The organism is Archangium gephyra (assembly GCF_042230915.1).
Taxonomy (GTDB): Bacteria; Myxococcota; Myxococcia; order Myxococcales; family Myxococcaceae; genus Archangium; species Archangium gephyra_B.
Genome location: NZ_CP102578.1, coordinates 3,455,175 through 3,470,767 on the forward strand (window position 1 = coordinate 3,455,175; position 15,593 = coordinate 3,470,767).

At 70.8% G+C, this 15,593-nt stretch carries 13 protein-coding genes; 8 read left to right on the forward strand and 5 right to left on the reverse strand.

What is annotated here, in order from left to right:
- Positions 1–52: 52 nt before the first annotated feature.
- Positions 53–1,027 carry a DUF2381 family protein gene (locus NR798_RS13910; RefSeq protein ID WP_375771946.1) on the forward strand — a complete coding sequence of 325 codons (975 nt, stop codon included), beginning with the start codon at positions 53–55 and terminating at the stop codon, positions 1,025–1,027.
- Between the two features lie 220 nt (positions 1,028–1,247).
- Positions 1,248–2,429: a serine/threonine protein kinase gene (locus NR798_RS13915; protein ID WP_375771947.1), complete on the forward strand. Its 1,182-nt coding sequence runs from the start codon at positions 1,248–1,250 to the stop codon at positions 2,427–2,429.
- 105 nt (positions 2,430–2,534) lie between these two features.
- Here NR798_RS13915 and NR798_RS13920 read toward each other — a convergent pair whose 3' ends face one another.
- Both NR798_RS13920 and NR798_RS13925 read right to left on the reverse strand, forming a co-directional pair.
- Positions 2,535–5,510: a tetratricopeptide repeat protein gene (locus NR798_RS13920; RefSeq protein WP_375771948.1), complete on the reverse strand. Its 2,976-nt coding sequence runs from the start codon at positions 5,508–5,510 to the stop codon at positions 2,535–2,537.
- Between the two features lie 6 nt (positions 5,511–5,516).
- On the reverse strand, positions 5,517–6,407 hold the full coding sequence (locus NR798_RS13925; protein WP_375771949.1) for a sigma-70 family RNA polymerase sigma factor: 891 nt from the start codon (positions 6,405–6,407) through the stop codon (positions 5,517–5,519).
- Between the two features lie 168 nt (positions 6,408–6,575).
- On the opposite strand from NR798_RS13925, the gene NR798_RS13930 reads away from it, so the two are divergent.
- Both NR798_RS13930 and NR798_RS13935 read left to right on the forward strand, forming a co-directional pair.
- Positions 6,576–8,033, forward strand: a complete 1,458-nt coding sequence (locus tag NR798_RS13930; protein ID WP_375773760.1) for an AlkA N-terminal domain-containing protein — start codon at positions 6,576–6,578, stop codon at positions 8,031–8,033.
- Positions 8,030–8,575: a methylated-DNA--[protein]-cysteine S-methyltransferase gene (locus NR798_RS13935; RefSeq protein WP_375771950.1), complete on the forward strand. Its 546-nt coding sequence runs from the start codon at positions 8,030–8,032 to the stop codon at positions 8,573–8,575. The genes NR798_RS13930 and NR798_RS13935 overlap by 4 nt, the downstream gene beginning before the upstream one ends.
- Here NR798_RS13935 and NR798_RS13940 read toward each other — a convergent pair.
- The gene (locus tag NR798_RS13940; RefSeq protein ID WP_375771951.1) at positions 8,538–9,248 is read right to left on the reverse strand and encodes a rhomboid family intramembrane serine protease; all 711 of its coding nucleotides are present in this window, start codon (positions 9,246–9,248) and stop codon (positions 8,538–8,540) included. The genes NR798_RS13935 and NR798_RS13940 overlap by 38 nt on opposite strands.
- A gap of 190 nt (positions 9,249–9,438) precedes the next feature.
- Here NR798_RS13940 and NR798_RS13945 point away from each other — a divergent pair, with 190 nt between their 5' ends.
- Positions 9,439–10,287, forward strand: a complete 849-nt coding sequence (locus NR798_RS13945; RefSeq protein WP_375771952.1) for an ATP-grasp domain-containing protein — start codon at positions 9,439–9,441, stop codon at positions 10,285–10,287.
- A 1-nt stretch (position 10,288) separates the two neighbouring features.
- On the opposite strand, the gene NR798_RS13950 is transcribed toward NR798_RS13945, so the two are convergent.
- Entirely contained in the window at positions 10,289–11,152 is an 864-nt protein-coding gene (locus NR798_RS13950) for a hypothetical protein (protein WP_375771953.1), read from the reverse strand.
- 141 nt (positions 11,153–11,293) lie between these two features.
- Here NR798_RS13950 and NR798_RS13955 point away from each other — a divergent pair, with 141 nt between their 5' ends.
- The 3 genes from NR798_RS13955 to NR798_RS13965 are packed head-to-tail and all read left to right on the forward strand — an operon-like array spanning position 11,294 to position 12,643.
- Positions 11,294–11,725 (forward strand): hypothetical protein, encoded by a 432-nt coding sequence (locus tag NR798_RS13955; protein WP_375771954.1) that lies wholly within the window; start codon positions 11,294–11,296, stop codon positions 11,723–11,725.
- 25 nt (positions 11,726–11,750) lie between these two features.
- Positions 11,751–12,194 (forward strand): hypothetical protein, encoded by a 444-nt coding sequence (locus tag NR798_RS13960; protein ID WP_375771955.1) that lies wholly within the window; start codon positions 11,751–11,753, stop codon positions 12,192–12,194.
- 11 nt (positions 12,195–12,205) lie between these two features.
- Positions 12,206–12,643 (forward strand): hypothetical protein, encoded by a 438-nt coding sequence (locus tag NR798_RS13965; protein WP_375771956.1) that lies wholly within the window; start codon positions 12,206–12,208, stop codon positions 12,641–12,643.
- Positions 12,644–12,760: 117 nt separating this feature from the next.
- Here the strand turns inward: NR798_RS13965 and NR798_RS13970 are convergent, their stop codons facing one another.
- Positions 12,761–15,211 carry a S8 family peptidase gene (locus tag NR798_RS13970; protein ID WP_375771957.1) on the reverse strand — a complete coding sequence of 817 codons (2,451 nt, stop codon included), beginning with the start codon at positions 15,209–15,211 and terminating at the stop codon, positions 12,761–12,763.
- Positions 15,212–15,593 lie beyond the last annotated feature (382 nt).

Consider the following 15,593-nt stretch of genomic DNA (forward strand, 5'->3'; position numbering starts at 1 on the left):
GCCCGACGGTTGTCTGACGCGGGCCCGCTTGCATTCTGGAGGTTGAATTTCCGTGCTGCCCCCGTCTCCTGGCGCCCTCCTGGCGCTCGCCCTCCTCGCTGGCGTCGCACAGGCCGCCGAGCCGCCCCCCGTCCCCCGCTGCACGGCTACCCCACGCATTGATGTGGCGGCGGACTCCACGGGGCAGGCGTCCGAGGTGTGTGTCAGCCCGGACGAGCCGACAGCGTTTGTCTTTGACTCTCGCCTGGCCCCGGGGGCGGTGGAGTTTCAGCCAGAGGGCCGCCTCGCGGATTGGGCCCAAGGCCAGGAGGGGCTGACTCTCCACGTCATTCCCCGGGGGGATTATCTGCCAGGGGAGAGGGTAAGGGTCACGGTGCGCTTCGCGGATGGCGCGGCCCCGGCAAGTGCAGCCTTCTGGCTCGTGGGCCATGCGGCAAGGGCGGCACGGCGCGTGGAGGTGTTCCGCCAGCCGCGCCCGGCGGACGTGCTCGAGAAAGAGAAGGACGAGGCACAGGCCGACGCTCGCCAATGTCAGGAGGACAAGGCGCGGCTGCTGGCCGAGCGCAAGGAGCCCGGCGGACTCATGGGCACCGCATGGCTGAGGCGTAAGGGGGGGGTTGTGTCAAAGGACCTTTCCCAAGCCTTGAAGCAGCACCCCCAAAACGCATTGAGGGCACGGGATGCCATGAGCTACAGCCAGCGCCAAGACGAAACCCAACTGGGAAGCATGGCGGTAGGGCTTGAGCTCGAAAACCCTGGCGCCGAACCCTGGACGGCGGCGGGAGCCGTGTTGAAGGACGCGACGGGCGCGGAGGTGGAGCTTTCCGTGTGGCAAGAGTCGGCCATTGCTCCCGGCGCCCCGGGCTTTGTCGTGATGGGCGCCGAGAGGGAGCCGGGGCAACTCGCCTGCCCCTGCACCCTCAAGCTTTGGGAAGCGCAGGGGCCTCGCACCGTCACCCTCGGGAACGTCACGTTCCCTCCCGCCAACCAGGCGCAGCCGACCACGCACGGAGCGCGCCGCTATTGACAGGTGAGCCCGAGCGGGCGCGCAACGGCCCGGCAGCCGAAGGGTGTAAAGGGCCTTTGCAGGGGCGGCCACGCCGGGAATCATCCAGGCAACCCCTCAGGTCGTTCCCTCCTGGCGGATGTCTCCGGTAATCTCCTCGCACCTTCGCACCACTTCCCCGTCTTCAATCCACCCGGGCCGGGCCGTCCCGCCGCGCCGCGAGGGGAGAGGCGTGTCCTCCATGTCTGGCAATGACTCCGGTAATGACTCCCAAGACCCTCTCGAGCACGAGCCCGCGGAGAGAAGCCGTCCCATCCTCTTCTCCCACGGGGACACCGACTATCTGCGGCTGCAGAAGCTGGCGAATGGGCCCAATGAGCTGAAGCGCTTCCTGTGTCTGCCTCGCACCGGGGGCCGGGAAGGGCCGCTGGTGGAGGTGGTGGTGCTGGAGCCGGACGCGCACTGGAAGCGCCTCGCGCGCCTCAAGGACGTGGCGGCGTTGGGCGCGCGCTTGTCCCACCCGGCCATTCCCCGCACCCACGGGCTGTTCCGGCACGGGGACTTCCGCTACCTGGTGACGGAGTACGTGTCGGGCATCAGCCTGAACATGGCCGGGCATTACGGCTGCGTGCGCCAGCGCAACCTCTCCGAGGCCTTCATGTTCTACGTGGCCTCCGAGGCGGCGGGCGCCTTGTCCTACGTGCACACCCTCACGGATGAGGCGCGGCGGCCCCTGGGCGTCCTCCACCGCGGCGTGGACCCCTACAACCTCATCGTGCGGCACGATGGCGCGGTGATGCTGGCCAACTTCATGTCGGCGTTCTCCCGGCTGGCCGGACGCGAGCCGACCAGCACGTGTGTCCTCCGGGGGGAGATCGACTTCGCCGCCCCGGAGCGCCTGTACCCCATGGCGGATGGGGTGGTGGATGCCCGCTCGGACCTCTTCTCGCTGGGGCTGGTGATGCTGGAGATGACCACGGGCCAGCAGCTCTATGGCACGGACCAGGTGGAGCAGGCCGCCGCGGAGCTTCCCCCGGGCCACCCGGGAGACGAGGGCGGCGGGCCCTGGCTGTCCGAGCAGCGCAGCTGGACCACGGTGGAGGAGATGGCCCGGCGTGCCGCCGCCTTCCGTCCCGAGCACATCGAGCACCTGATGCGGGACGTGTCCGCCCCCATGCGGCGCATCCTCCACAAGCTGCTGCGCCGCCTCCCCTCGGAGCGCTACCCCAGCGCCGCCGCGTTGAAGGCGGACCTGGACGCGTGTCTCGGCGCGTTGGGCAGGCCCTACGGTGCCCGGGAGGCCCTCGCGGAGTTGCTGGAGGCGAGGCGCGAGGCGGAGTCGGGCGACGGGCCCATCGAGCTCGTCCCCTCCGACGAGAACGAGCGGCGGGCCGGTGAGCTGCACCTCGCGGCGAGGGACTGACCGCGACTGCCCGAGGGCCCTGGCGCGGCCCGGTGGTAGACGTCTACCAGTGATGTAGGTGTAGGTGCTACCCCAGTGGTAGACGTCTACCACTGACGGGCGGCGTCAGCGGCTGGGGACGGCGACGGGTGGGTGCTCGGCGAGCCACCGCTCCAGGTTCTCCTGGAACTTTTGTACCCCGGGCTCCCGGTCGTCCGGGAGGAGGCCGAGCGCCTCGGTGATGAGCTGCCGGGCGCGGAGCGGGTCCTCGCCGGAGTCCCAGAGGGCCCGGGCGAGGCGGAAGCGGATGATGCCCCGGTGGCGCTGGACGGCATGGGGGGACTTCTCGATGAAGGCCAGCGCGCGCTCCAGCGGGGCGATGGCCTCGCGGGGCCGCTTCGCCACGAAGTAGGCGTTGCCCAGGTTCATCAGCAGCTCCGCCCGGGCGTTGTGGAAGTCACCGGACTGGGCGGAGTGGATGGCGGCGGCGCGCTCGAAGTACGGCAGGGCCGCCTCGGCCTGGCCCTGCCGCTGCAACGCGTTGCCCAGCCCATGCACCGGGGAGCAGAGCGTCACGTGCTCGGGCCCGCGTTTCGCCTCCAGCTGCGCGATGGCCTCGCGGAAGTGGTGCTCCGCCTCCGACATGCGGCCCAGGGTCATCTCGATTTGAGCGAGGTTGCTGGTGAAGATGGCCGCGCTGGTGCTCTCCGGGCCCTCGGTGCTCTGGCTGATGCGCAGCGCGCGCAGCATCAGCGGCATGGCCTCCTGCGCATCGTCGCGCGAGCCGTAGAGCAGGTTCATCGCGTAGTCGTTGAGCGCGTAGGCCACCATCGGGTGGTCCGGGCCGAGGGCCTGCTCGAGCACCTGCAGCGCCTGCCGGGTGAGCCGCCTGCCCTCGGGGATATCGCGCCTCAGCCAGGAGGCGCCCGAGAGCGCGAGCAGCGCCTGTCCGGAGTCCGGGTGCGTGGCGCCCAGCTCCCGCTCCCGCAGCTGCAGGGCGCGCCGCAGGTGGGCGAGCCCCTCGTCCAACTGGCCCTGGGTGAGCAGCGAGTTGCCCAGCTCGACGAGCACGTCCGCCACCTCCAGGGAGTCGGGCCCCTGGTGCTTCTCCAGCAGCGTCAGGGCCTGCTGCTGCCGCTCGGCGGCCTCCGCGTAGCGGCCCTCGATGGACAGCACCCGGCCCACGTTGCTGAGCAACCGGGCGCGCAGCACCTCGTCACCTCCCAGGCGGGTGAGGGCCGCGTCCGCGCGCTCCTGCCACAGGTGCGCCAGCTCGTACTTCTCCAGCCGCTCGCCGGTGATGCGCACCGCCAGGGTGGAGGCCCGCACGGCCACCGCGTCGTTGCGGCTGGCCTCGGCGGCCCAGACGGCCTCCTGGATGAGCTTCTCCGCGCCACGGTAGTCCCCCGCCTGGTCCCGCAGCTCCGCCACGAGCAGGAGGGCCTCCGCGCTGCCATACCGGTCCCCCGCGGCGCGGGCCTCCTCGGCGACGGGGAGCACCCGGGCCGCGCCCTCCGCGTACCGGCCCGCCGCGCCCAGCATGCGTCCCTCCATCAGGGCCGAGTGCAGCGCCTCGGTGCGCGGGTGCGAGGCGGCGTCCCCGGGCACGGGCCCCGCGGCCTCGAGCACCGCCAGGTCGGAGCACCCGGCCAGGGGGGAGAGCTGCTCGGCGGTGCGCGGGGCGTGCTGCACCACGCGGGTGTCCGCCTGGGCGAAGAGGCGAGTCAGCGCGGCCACCTCGGCCAGCCGCTGGTCCAGGCAGCGCATGCGCCGGCCCAGCAGCTCCTCGGACTGCTCGCCGCGCACCCGGGTGGCCTCGCAGGCGTTGGTGTGCAGCGTGGCCCAGGCGGCGGTGTACGCGTCCAGCGTGCGCTGCGCGCTCTTCCAGGCCTCCAGGGCGAAGGGCCGGCCCGTGGCGAGGAAGGCCGCCTCCGCCGCCTGCTTCTGCTCCGGGCCCCAGATGCCGGCCACCTTCTCCTCCGCGCCCCCGCAGGCCCGGGCCGCGCGCGTGTGCACCGCGTGCGTGACGCCCACCGCGAGCACCAGCGCCAGCGCTCCGCCGAGCTGGGGCCACCACCGCCGCCGCCGCTTCGCCGGCTCTCCCTGGAGCGCGGTGAGCAGGGCCTCCATCGAGGGGTGGCGCGCGGCGGGGTCCACCTCCAGTCCGCGCATCACCAGCCGGTGCAGCCACGCGGGCACCTCCGTCCCCTTCGGCACGGGGCGCACCCGGCCCGCGCGCATCTCCGCCACCAGCGTCCGCTCGGTGTCGCCCGCGAAGGGGCGCTCGCCGTACAGGGCCTCGTACAGGGTGATGCAGAAGGCGAACTGGTCGCTGCGTGCGCCGGCGTGGCCACCCGGGCCGAACTGCTCGGGCGCCATGTAGGCCGGGGTTCCGCCCACCGGTTTGAGGGCGGCACCCGGCGCGGTGCGGCGGGCGAGGCCGAAGTCGGTGACGCACACGCGCCCGCCCACCAGCAGGTTCTCCGGTTTGAAGTCCCCGTGGACGAGCCCCGCGGTGTGCGCGGCGGCCAGTCCTTTGCCCGCGTCCAGGAAGACGTCGCGCACCTCGCTCCAGGAGCGCGGCGCGGCCCGCATCCACTGGCGCAGCGTCTGCGCCTCCACGTACTCCATGGCGAGGAAGACCTGCTCGCCGAAGGTGCCGACGTCGTAGACGGACACCACGTGCGGGTGGGAGACGCGAGCCATGGCCTGGGCCTCGCGCAGCAGGTGGGCCCGGCCCTCCTCGGCGTCCAGGCCGAGCGCCGCCACGCGCAGCAGCTTGAGGGCCACGCGGCGGTCCAGCTCGGGATCATAGGCCGAGTAGACGACGCCCATGCCGCCCGCGCCGAGCCGCTCCAGCACGAGGTAGCGCCCCACCGGGGTGCCACGTGGCAGCACGGCCTCCGCGGAGGACGCGGGGGCGGGGGAGAGCAGGGCGGCGGGCTCGGCGAGGCCCGTGGGCGTGCGGGCGCGGAAGGCGTCCGCCACGAGCCGGCGGCAGGTGGGGCACGCGTCCAGGTGCCGGTCCACCTCCGCGGCGCGCTCCGGCGGCAGGCCGCCGAGCATCAACTCCATGAAGGTGGACTCGTCGAGGCAGGCCATGGGGCTTCAGTCGATGCGCGAGCGCAGCAGCCGGCTGAGGCTCACGTCGAGCTGGCTGGAGATGAGGCGCAGCACGCTGTCGAGCTGCGAGCCGGTGAGACGCAGGCGCTCGGTGAGCAGGCGCCGCGTCTCCTCGAGGAGCGCCTGCTGGGCGGCCACCACCCACCGGGCGGCGGTGGCGCGGTGCACGCCGTAGAGGGCGCCGAGCTGGTCGATGCTCAGGCCATCCAGGTACTTGAGGCGCAGGGTGTTGCGCTCGCGCGGGGAGAGGTTGGCGAGCGCCTGGGTGAAGGCGGTGTTGAACTCGGCGCGGTAGGTCGTCTTGAGGTAGACGAGCTCGGGGTCATCTCCGGGGTCCACCAGGAGGGAGAGCGTGCTGTCCTCCATGGACACGTCCTGGTTGGAGCGCTGGCGCTGCATGTCGAGCGCGAGCCACAGGGCGGCGGCGCGCACCCAGCCGGAGAGCGGGCCGGTGCCGGGGTAGGCGGCGAGCCGGGCCGGGGTGTCGGGGCCGGGGACGAGCATCTTCTGGCGCACGAGCTGGCGCACCTCGTCCACGGAGGAGGGGGGCAGCTTGAGGCGGGCCACGGCCACGTGCACCTCGGGGAGGACGCGGGCCTCGAAGGCGGCATGGGCCAGGGGCAGGCCTTCCGCGCACGCGCAGGCGAGGTAGAGATCCGCCAGGTGCAGCCGCTCGAGGGCCTCGGGGGGGCTGTCGGCGGGCAGGTGCCGGGCGAGGTGGGCGGCGAAGCGCGCACCGTCCAGCTCCACACCGGGCCAAGCGGCGCGGGCCGTGCTCAGCCCTCGGGCGAGCCGCTCCTCCAACGTGGCCAGGGGTTCTCCTACGGGTGAGCCCTCACGGGCGGAGACGAAGGCTTGAGCGAGGCCCGGTGTCACCGGGGAGTCCTCCTGAGAGTGGGCGGGGCGGGGCACGATAACACCCTTGCCCGGCTCTCAGGTTTTCCGGTGACCTTCCGGCAACCAGGGAGGCGGCGACCCGATTTTCGCGGTCAGGTCCGAAAACGGCCAGACAGGGGTGAGCGGCCACGCTACGAAAGCCCCGTGATGCAGACGCTGGAGACCGAGACCTGCTACCGGGCCCTGACCGCGCGAGACCGGCGCTTCGATGGGCTGTTCTTCGTCGGGGTGTCGACGACGGGCATCTACTGCCGGCCGGTGTGCTCGGCGAGGACGCCCCGCCGGGAGCGCTGTGCCTTCTACCGCACGGCCGCCGAGGCCGAGCACGCGGGCTTCCGGGCCTGTCTGCTGTGCCGCCCCGAGCTGGCCCCGGGCAGCGCGCCGGTGGATTCCGTGCCGAGGCTCGTGGCGGCCGCGGTCGCGCGCATCGAGGCGGGGTGTCTCAACGAGTCGTCCTTGGAAGAGCTGGCGGGCGAGCTGGGGGTGACCAGCCGGCACCTGCGCCGGGCGATGGAGGCGGAGCTCGGTGTGTCGCCGGTCGAGCTGGCCCAGTCGCGGCGGCTCGCGCTGGCCAAGCAGCTGCTGCAGGACACGGCGCTCCCGTTGGCCGAGGTCGCCTTCGCGAGCGGCTTCCAGAGCGTCCGGCGCTTCAACGCGCTCTTCCAGGAGCGCTTCGGCAGGCCGCCCTCGGCACTGCGGCGCGCGAGTGAGGAGGAGGTGGGCTCGCGTGCGCTCGTGCTCCGGCTGGACTACCGGCCGCCGCTCGACTGGGAGCAGTTGCTGCGCTTCCTGCGGGGACGCGCCATTCCGGGCGTGGAGCACGCGGGGGACGCCGAGTACCGGCGCACGGTGCGCCTGGGCGGTAAGGTGGGCTGGCTCTCCGTCCGGAAGGATCCGAAGCGCCCAGCGCTGCTGGCCGAGGTGTCGCTGTCGCTGGCGGGCGTGCTGATGCAGGTGGCGGCGCGGCTGCGGGCGCTCTTCGATCTGGATGCGCAGCCGGAGGTCATCACCGAGTGCCTCGGACGCGACGCGCTCCTGGCGAAGTGCGTCCAGGCGCACCCGGGGCTGCGGGTGCTGGGGGCCTTCGAGCCCTTCGAGCTGACGGTGCGCGCCATTCTCGGGCAGCAGGTCTCGGTGCGTGCGGCGACGACGCTGAGCGGGAGGCTCGTGGCGCGCTTCGGCGAGCCCGTGGACGTTCCGCATGCGGAGGTGACGCGGCTGTTCCCCCTGCCCCAGACGCTGGCGGCGGCGTCGGAGGACGACGTGGCGGCGCTGGGGATGCCCGGGGCGCGGGCGAGGAGCCTGGTGGCGGTGGCGCGGGCGGTGGCGGAGGGCTCGGTACGGTTGGATCGGCACGCGGACGTGGAGGGGACGATGGCGGCGCTCGAGGCGTTGCCGGGCATCGGGGCCTGGACGGCGCACTACGTGGCCATGAGGGCCCTGCGCTGGCCCGATGCCTTTCCCGCGAGCGACCTGGGGATTCGCAAGGCACTCGGAGACGTGACGGCGAAGGAGGCCGGTGCGCGGGCCGAGGCCTGGCGGCCCTGGCGCTCGTACGCGGCGGTACACCTCTGGACTTCTCTTTCGGAAGGAGCAGGCGGATGAAGCTGTACACCACGACGTTGAAGAGCCCCGTGGGACCCCTCCGGTTGTACGCGAACGATGGGGCGCTCACCGCCATCTACCTGGAGAACCACAAGCGGGCGCCCGTGCTCGTCGCGAGCGACGGGGACGGACACCCAGTGCTGCGGGAGGCGCGGCGGCAGTTGGAGGAGTACTTCGCGGGCGAGCGGGTGTCCTTCGAGCTTGCGCTCGAGCCAGTGGGGACGTCCTTCCAGCAGACGGTGTGGAAGGCCCTGCGGGAGATTCCGTTGGGAGCGACGTGGTCCTACGCGGGCCTCGCGCGGCACATCGGCCGGGAGGGGGCCTCGCGGGCAGTGGGGTCCGCGAACGCGCGGAATCCGCTCTCCATCGTCGTGCCCTGCCACCGGGTGGTGGGCACCAGCGGGAAGCTCACCGGGTACGCGGGGGGCGTGCCCACCAAGCAGTGGTTGCTCGAGCACGAGCAGCGGATGCGGGGAGGCGCCTCGCGAACCGGCTTCAACGCCCTCAGCTCAGACCGCCGAAGCGTTCCGGGTGGGCCGTGAGGTAGACCGCCGCCGCGGCGATGGCGAGCAGAAGGGGCATGACGCGCGCGAAGACGCGGGGCCCGGCGAGCAGGGCGAAGCCCACGGGCACGCCGAAGAGGAAGCCTCCGAGGTGCCCGGCCCAGCTCACCCCCGGCAGCAGGCTGAGTAACGCCACCTGGGCCAGCCAGACGAAGAGGCTCTTGCGGTACTCGCGCGTGGCGATGACGATCATCGCTCCGGCCCAGCCCAGAATCATCCCCGAGGCCCCCACGGTGGGCACGTCGAAGTTGAAGAAGAGGGCGAAGGCCGAGGAGCCGAGCGCGGCCAGGAGGCAGAGCACCAGGAAGCGCCCGCTGCCAATGGTCCGCTCCAAGGGGAGGCCGATGGAGTAGCCCACCCACATGTTGAAGGCCAGATGGATGGGGCCGCCGTGGGAGAAGACGTAGCTCAGCGCCCGCCAGTACTCCCCGTTCTGGACGAGCGGCCCGAAGAGGGCAATCCGCTGGAAGACGGGCCCGAGCGCCCCCGGGTTGCCTCCGGAGCGGGCGAGGAGGAAGTCCAGGAGGAAGAGGGCCACCGAGCCCCCGAGGACGGCCGCGCACACCGGAGGCCACGGTTGGCGCACCGGAGGAGGGGCGGCTGGCTCGGGTTCCGCCTTGTACGGGCCCTGGGGCAGGTCTTCGGGGTTCATCCGCATCCGGCAGGGTGGCCACCTCGCGGAGGTTGCGCAACCCAATCACGAGTCCCACGCGCTGCGCTCGTTCCAAACGAGATGCTCCACCCGGGGCGTGCCCACCAGGCAGTGGTTGCTCGAGCACGAGCAGCGGATGCGGAGCGAGGGCCCGTTGACCCTCGGGTGAGCCCGTTCCAGGCTGTGCCCCATGCTCCGGACTGGTGAGGATCTGCTGCTCGTGGAGGACACGCTGTGGATGCTGACCGCCCCCACGGGCCAGGGCATCTACGACTTTCCCTTCGACCGGTTCTTCGCGTGCCGGCATCCCTACCAGTTGCCGGAGCGGCTCGTGGCGGTGGCGCGCGCGGGGGCGTGGAACGACTACGCCGGGCGCTACCGGGAGCTGGCGGCCGAGGGCATCCACCTGGTGCACTCACCCGAGCAGCACCTGCTCGCCTCGGAGCTGCCGCACTGGTACCCGCGGCTGGAGGGACTCACGCCGCGCAGCCTCTGGTTCGACGAGCTGCCGGATGCGGAGACCGTCGGGCGCGAGCTGGGCTGGCCCGTCTTCGTGAAGGGCGAGCGGCAGACGAGCCGCCACCGCAAGTCGCTGTCCATCCTCGAGGGGCCGGAGGACTTCCGGCGCGCCATGGAGGAGTACGCGCGCGACCGCATCCTGCACTGGCAGCGGGTGGTGTGCCGCGAGTTCCGCCCGCTGCGCCGGGTGGAGGAGGGGGCGCCGGACCGCATCCCCAGCTCGTTCGAGTTCCGTACCTTCTGGTGGCGCGGAGAGCTGGTGGGGTGGGGGCACTACTGGTGGCAGGGCTCGCCCTACGCGGCGAGCGCGGAGGAGCAGCAGGCGGCGCTCGCGGTGGCGCGGGAGGCGGTGCGGCGGCTCGCGGTGCCCTTCCTGGTGGTGGACGTGGCGCAGGAGGTGTCCGGCCGGTGGCTCGTCATCGAGTGCAATGACGGCCAGGAGAGCGGCTACGCGGGCATCTCGCCCTTCACGCTGTGGCGGAACATCCTGCGCGTGGAGGGCGAGAAGGGGCCGCCGTGACTCAGATGTTCCAGCGGATCATGCCCTGGAGCACGTGCTCCGCCTTGCCCGGGATGAGGTAGCGGTTGAAGGCGACCTGGTACTCGAAGCCCGCGTACAGCTTGGCCGGGGTGAAGGTGATGAGCTTGCCGAAGTCCCACAGCAGCTGGGGCTGGGCGAGGAAGAAGCGGTTGCCCCGGGGCAGGTCGAAGGGACCGGGGTTGCGGTGCGCGCCCTCACCGAAGAGGCCCGCCTGGAAGAAGCCGCCGAAGAGGAAGTCCTGGCTGCCCAGCGCGAAAGTCTTCTGCCAGGCCGCGCCCAGCTGGAAGTCCACGCCGCGGAAGACGTAGTCGTCGCGGATGACCGTGGTGACCGTCACGAAGTCCATGCCCGGCACCACGAGGTCCCACTGCAGGCCGTAGTAGTTCAGCATGCCGAACTTGGAGACGTGCTCCGCCTCGTACTTCAAGGAGACGTTGGAGAGCGGACCCCAGTCGAGCTTCCGGTTGAGCAGCTTCTCTCCGATGAACTTGCCCGACAGCGCCACCGTGATGCCGCCGAAGAAGCCGCCCTTCTCGTTGGGGCTCGCGACGTTGGCGAGGGCGCTGTTGAAGGGGCCGGTGATGTCGTAATACAGGAACATCGTCCCGAACTCCCACGCCTGGAACGCCTTGATGCTCAGCGTGGTGCGGGAGCCTCCCCCGTTGAAGTCCTTGTTGAAGCAGTCCACGGCGCCCCGGTAGCGGCCGCTCACGGGGTTGATGTTGTTCTCGTTGCCGGTGAGGCAAGGCGCGTGCAGGAGCTCGAACCACACGCCGGCCGAGGCGTTGGACGAGGACAACAGGATGGCGAGCAGGGTGATGAGGAACAGTGGTTTACGGGTCATGGGGCTCCCCTCGGGTGCGCGCGCGTTCTGAGGGTTGGGAGCCCATCCGTCAAGTTCGCCGTGAGATGAAAAAGAGGTTGCCCTGGCCGGCCGTCCGCGCCGATGGTGCGTGCTTCCGCGGACGAGGGAGGGCAAGACCGCATGCGTGGGACGTTCGGACTCCTGCTGTTGATGGCGCTGGCCGGCTGCACTTCAGTGAACGTGGCCCGGGCGCCGTCCGTTCGCGACAGGCGTGACGTCTTCGTCACCACCGGGGACGTGAAGGGCCCCTACGAGAGCCTCGGTGTTGTGCAGACCACGCGGCGTGGCGTGCTGCTCTTCGGTTTCGCGGACCCCGCGGGAACGGACCTGGAGGCCGGGCTGCGCGAGTCGCTCCTCCCCGAGGTCCGGCGCCTGGGCGGGGATGGCATCATGAATCTGCGCTTCCAGCAGACGCAGTACACGATTCCCACCCGCATCCTCTTCGCCCTGCTCTTCATCATCCCGCTGCCGAGCGAGGTCACCCTCTCCGGCGAGGTGGTGAAGCTCGGCCCGGGGGCCGCGCCGCCGTCGGCCGGTACCCCGTCGCGTTGAACCCGTTCTGCTCCTGGAGGATCCGGTGAAACTCCCGCTGCTGCTCCCCGTGCTGCTGTGCGTCGGCTGCAGTGCCGTGTCGCGCGGCTCGAAGCTGTCGGACCGTCCGCCCGATGGCGGGCGTGGCCTCTACCTCAGCACCGGCGGCTCGCCGAGGCCCTACCGCACCCTCGGCTTCGCCCAGGTGCTGGGCTACGGCGTCACCGTCGCGGGCTACTCGGACATGGGCGATGCCGCCATCGACGGCGCCATCAAGAAATCGCTCGTGGACACGGCCCTGCGGATGGGCGGCGATGGTGTCATCAACATCGAGTTCGAGGACGAGAACCCGCCCACCGGCGTGGAGCGCGCGTCCGACCTGTCCGAGTCCATTTCCAATGTGGCGCGCGGCCGCGGTGGCGTGAAGGTGCGCGACCGCAACGTGCTCGTCACCGGCGAAGTCATCCAGTTCATCTCCTCCCAACCGTGAGACTTCCTTCCATGCGTCTCCTCGTCGCGTTCGCGCTCGTGGCGCTCACTGGCTGCACCGTCATCAACACCGCTTCCGTTCCGTCTGACCGCAGCGGCAGGGACGTCTTCGTGACGGCGGGCGACATCCCCGAGCCCTATGAGACGCTCGGCATGGTCCAGGCCACGCGCTCGGGCGTGCTGCTCTTCGGCTTCGTGGATGTGATTGGCACGGACCTCGAGGCAGGCTTCAAGGAAGTGCTCATCCCCCAGGTGCGGGAGATGGGTGGAGATGGGGCCATCAACGTGCGTTTCCGCCAGACGCAGTACCTGCCGGTGACGAAGGTGTTCGGCGCCATCTTCTTCTTCATCCCGCTGCCCAGCAGCGTGACGGTGACGGCCGAGGTGGTGAAGCTCCAGCGCCGCGCGGACCGGCCCGCCGGGGCCGCGGCGCCCGTGGTCTCCCGCTGAGGAGCACTTCGCCCGGCTCTCCGCGTGAGGCGAAACGCCCGGTGACGCCCTTCGGGAGCACCACTCCGAAGAAGACGTCACCCGCAGCCTCGCGGGCACCCGGGCAGTGAAGCCACCTCACGGGGTGTCGCACGCGCCGGTGCCGGTGCCGGTGCCGTCGTCGTAGCAGATGTAGCCCGAGCGGCAGGTGCCCTGGGCTCCCGCGCCCGTGCACGTGGCGAAGCAGTAGGCGGCGGTACCCTCCGGGTTGCTGTAGCATTGGGAGCCCGCCGGGCAGTTGGTGCTGAGGCAGTCCTGGGTGCAGTAGCCCCCCGGATAGCCCGTCGTCGCGCACAGGCCGTTCGTTCCGCAGTTCGCGTTGCTGGTGCACGGCCCACCCACCAGCGAGGCCGTCGGTTCCTGGGTGACCTTGTAGGGCACCAGGGAGAAGCTGATATTGCTCAGCATCTGGCTCTGCTTCACGTTGACGGACTGCATCTCCGTGAAGTCGCGCCAGAGGCCCACACGGTCGCCCTCCTCGAAGAACTTCCCATCCCCGGTGTCGTCGATGGAGGCCAGCACGTAGTAGGTGCGCGGCTTGATGGACACGGAGTAGCTGTAGCCACTTGCCGCCGACACCAGCCAGACGCCGTCCTCCTCGTCGAGCTGATACTCGCCCCAGGCGTCCTCGTAGAGGAAGGCAACGACAGCGTCCTTGTCCTGCGTAGCGCCCACGCGGAACTTCACCAGCACCTCGGCGGAGCCCGCGCTGGACGTCAGGGAGAGCGTCGCCACGTAGCTGCCGTTGGCCAGCGCCCCGGGGTTGACGGTCACCGTGAGCGGGACCGACTTGTAGGCCGCGATGGACAGCGTGCGGCTGGAGAGGGACACCGCCGAGGCCTGCGCGCCCGAGACGCTGGCGTTCACCAGGAGCGTGCCACCACCGATGTTGCGTACAGTGAGCTCCTGGGAGCCGCCGCCGGAGAAGGACATCTGCGTAGTCGTCACGCTGAGCTTCGACGGCGCATTGGGGTCGCTGGCGCCCTTGGCCCGCAGGACGGCGGCCTGGGCGTTGACGAGGCCGGCGCCACAACCCTCGGCGCACCTGCTGCTGGTGTCGGCCGTCTCCTTGAGGATGGTTTCCACCTGGGAGAAGGAGAGGTCGGGGCTCACCGCCAGCATCAGCCCTACGATACCGGCCACGTGCGGAGCGGCCATGCTGGTGCCGTTGTACCGCTCATAGTCGGGCTGTCTGCTGGCGTTGGCGAGGGTGGACAGCACGCCATCCGGGAAGCTGTCGCCATTGAGGTCCTCGGACACCTGACCGCCGGCGGCCATGACGTCTACCGGAGGGCCGTAGTTGGAGAAGCTGCTGCGCTTGCCGTTGAAGCGCACCGAGCCCACGCAGATGACGTTCTGCATGTTGCACGGGAAGGTGTCGGTGGCGTTCGTGTTCTCGTTGCCCGCGGCGATGACGAAGATGCTGCCCCGGCTCGCGGCGGCGCTGACGATGTCCTGCAGCGATTGGGGCGCGGTGCCGGTGCCCCCAAGGCTCAGGTTGATGACGCGGGCGGGCGTCGTGTTGGTGCGCGCGCCGGGCACGGTGCCACCGGCGGCCCAGTTCATGCCCGCGGCGATGTCGGACAGCGAGCCGCCCTTCTTTCCCAGCACACGCACGGGGAGGATCTTGCCCTTCCAGGTGACGCCCGCCACGCCGGTGCCGTTGTTGGAGATCGCCCCCATGGTGCCGGCCACGTGCAGGCCGTGGAACGAGGAGCCGGTGGGCGTATCCCCGCCCATGTCGGTCGGGTCGTTGTCGATTCCGTTGCCGTCCCCCGCGCTGGTGGCATCCGAGATGAGGTCAATGCCGGGGAGTACGCGTGAGTCCAGGTCCGGGTGCGGGAGGATGCCGGTGTCCACCACCGCCATCACCAGGGTGTCCGAGCCGGTGGTGATGTCCCAGGCAGCCGGCAGGTTCATGTTCGGGTAGTGCCACTGCTCCCGGTAGCGCGGATCGTTCGGGACCGCGAAGGGCACCATGCGCTGATTGCTCTCGGCGTAGCGTACGCCGGGTGCGCTCGCGAGCGACTGGACGAGGGTGGTGTGCTCCGCGCTCGTCAGCGCCCGGACCGCCGAGGTGCCCTCGGTGCCGCCCATGGCCTGAAGGCCGGTGCGCTCGAAGCGGAAGGCGTGCAGGTGCTCGCTGATGTAGCCCTTGTGCGCGGCCTGGTAGCCGGACACCCGCACCCGGGCGAGGGCCGCTTCGGGAGACAGGTTCGCCTCCTCGAAGCGGACGATGACCTCGCCCTTGATGATGGGATCCTCCAGCAGCGGGTGGCTCGTGGGATGGCCTGTGCGCAGCACACCTCGGGAGGCCAGCGCGCTGGCGATGGCCCGGGAGAGGTTGTCCGCCCCCATCCTCTTCAATAGGAGCGGCTCGGTCGCGAGGACCTCCGAAGCGGACTTCTGGAACGGCGCCAGCGTGCCCTGCACCGAGCCGGTGCCCGGCGTGGATGGGGTGGGCTCTTCGATGAAACCAGGGCAGGCGGTGAGGCCCAGCAGCCCCAGGATGGCGAGACGGCGGATCATGGACATTTCCCCCGGACCCAATCGAGGGTCCGAGAGCGGACCCTAGAACCGCGTGGGGCGAGGGTCCAAGCGTTTGGTGGCTGGTGCACAAGGGCCTGCCCGTCTCCCAGGAGGCGGGAGGCTTCGCGCTGGGAGACAAGCACCCGTGAGGCGGGAGACGTCTCCCTGGCCGGTCTTCAGGAGACCAGTCGGCCCAGGCGAGCCCCTCTCGTTTTCTATTTTTGTTTTTGCCATATTTCCCACCGCAACCAGGCGGGGATGGAGCGCGGTGGTCTGTCATTAAAGGCCGCACTCCTTCACTGGTGAAAAATCCTTCACTTCACTGATATGGAATCGTCCCACGTGTCGGCGATTCGCTAGCGCTCCTCTCGCCTGGGGACAC

What these genes read in the sequence shown, in the direction of transcription:
- NR798_RS13915 (WP_375771947.1), top strand. Translation starts at nt 1,248, where the DNA reads ATGTCTGGCAATGACTCCGGTAATGACTCCCAAGACCCTCTCGAGCAC.
- NR798_RS13920 (WP_375771948.1), bottom strand. Translation starts at nt 5,510, where the DNA reads ATGGCCTGCCTCGACGAGTCCACCTTCATGGAGTTGATGCTCGGCGGC.
- NR798_RS13930 (WP_375773760.1), top strand. Translation starts at nt 6,576, where the DNA reads ATGCAGACGCTGGAGACCGAGACCTGCTACCGGGCCCTGACCGCGCGA.
- NR798_RS13935 (WP_375771950.1), top strand. Translation starts at nt 8,030, where the DNA reads ATGAAGCTGTACACCACGACGTTGAAGAGCCCCGTGGGACCCCTCCGG.
- NR798_RS13940 (WP_375771951.1), bottom strand. Translation starts at nt 9,248, where the DNA reads ATGAACCCCGAAGACCTGCCCCAGGGCCCGTACAAGGCGGAACCCGAG.
- NR798_RS13945 (WP_375771952.1), top strand. Translation starts at nt 9,439, where the DNA reads ATGCTCCGGACTGGTGAGGATCTGCTGCTCGTGGAGGACACGCTGTGG.
- NR798_RS13950 (WP_375771953.1), bottom strand. Translation starts at nt 11,152, where the DNA reads ATGACCCGTAAACCACTGTTCCTCATCACCCTGCTCGCCATCCTGTTG.
- NR798_RS13955 (WP_375771954.1), top strand. Translation starts at nt 11,294, where the DNA reads ATGCGTGGGACGTTCGGACTCCTGCTGTTGATGGCGCTGGCCGGCTGC.
- NR798_RS13965 (WP_375771956.1), top strand. Translation starts at nt 12,206, where the DNA reads ATGCGTCTCCTCGTCGCGTTCGCGCTCGTGGCGCTCACTGGCTGCACC.
- NR798_RS13970 (WP_375771957.1), bottom strand. Translation starts at nt 15,211, where the DNA reads ATGATCCGCCGTCTCGCCATCCTGGGGCTGCTGGGCCTCACCGCCTGC.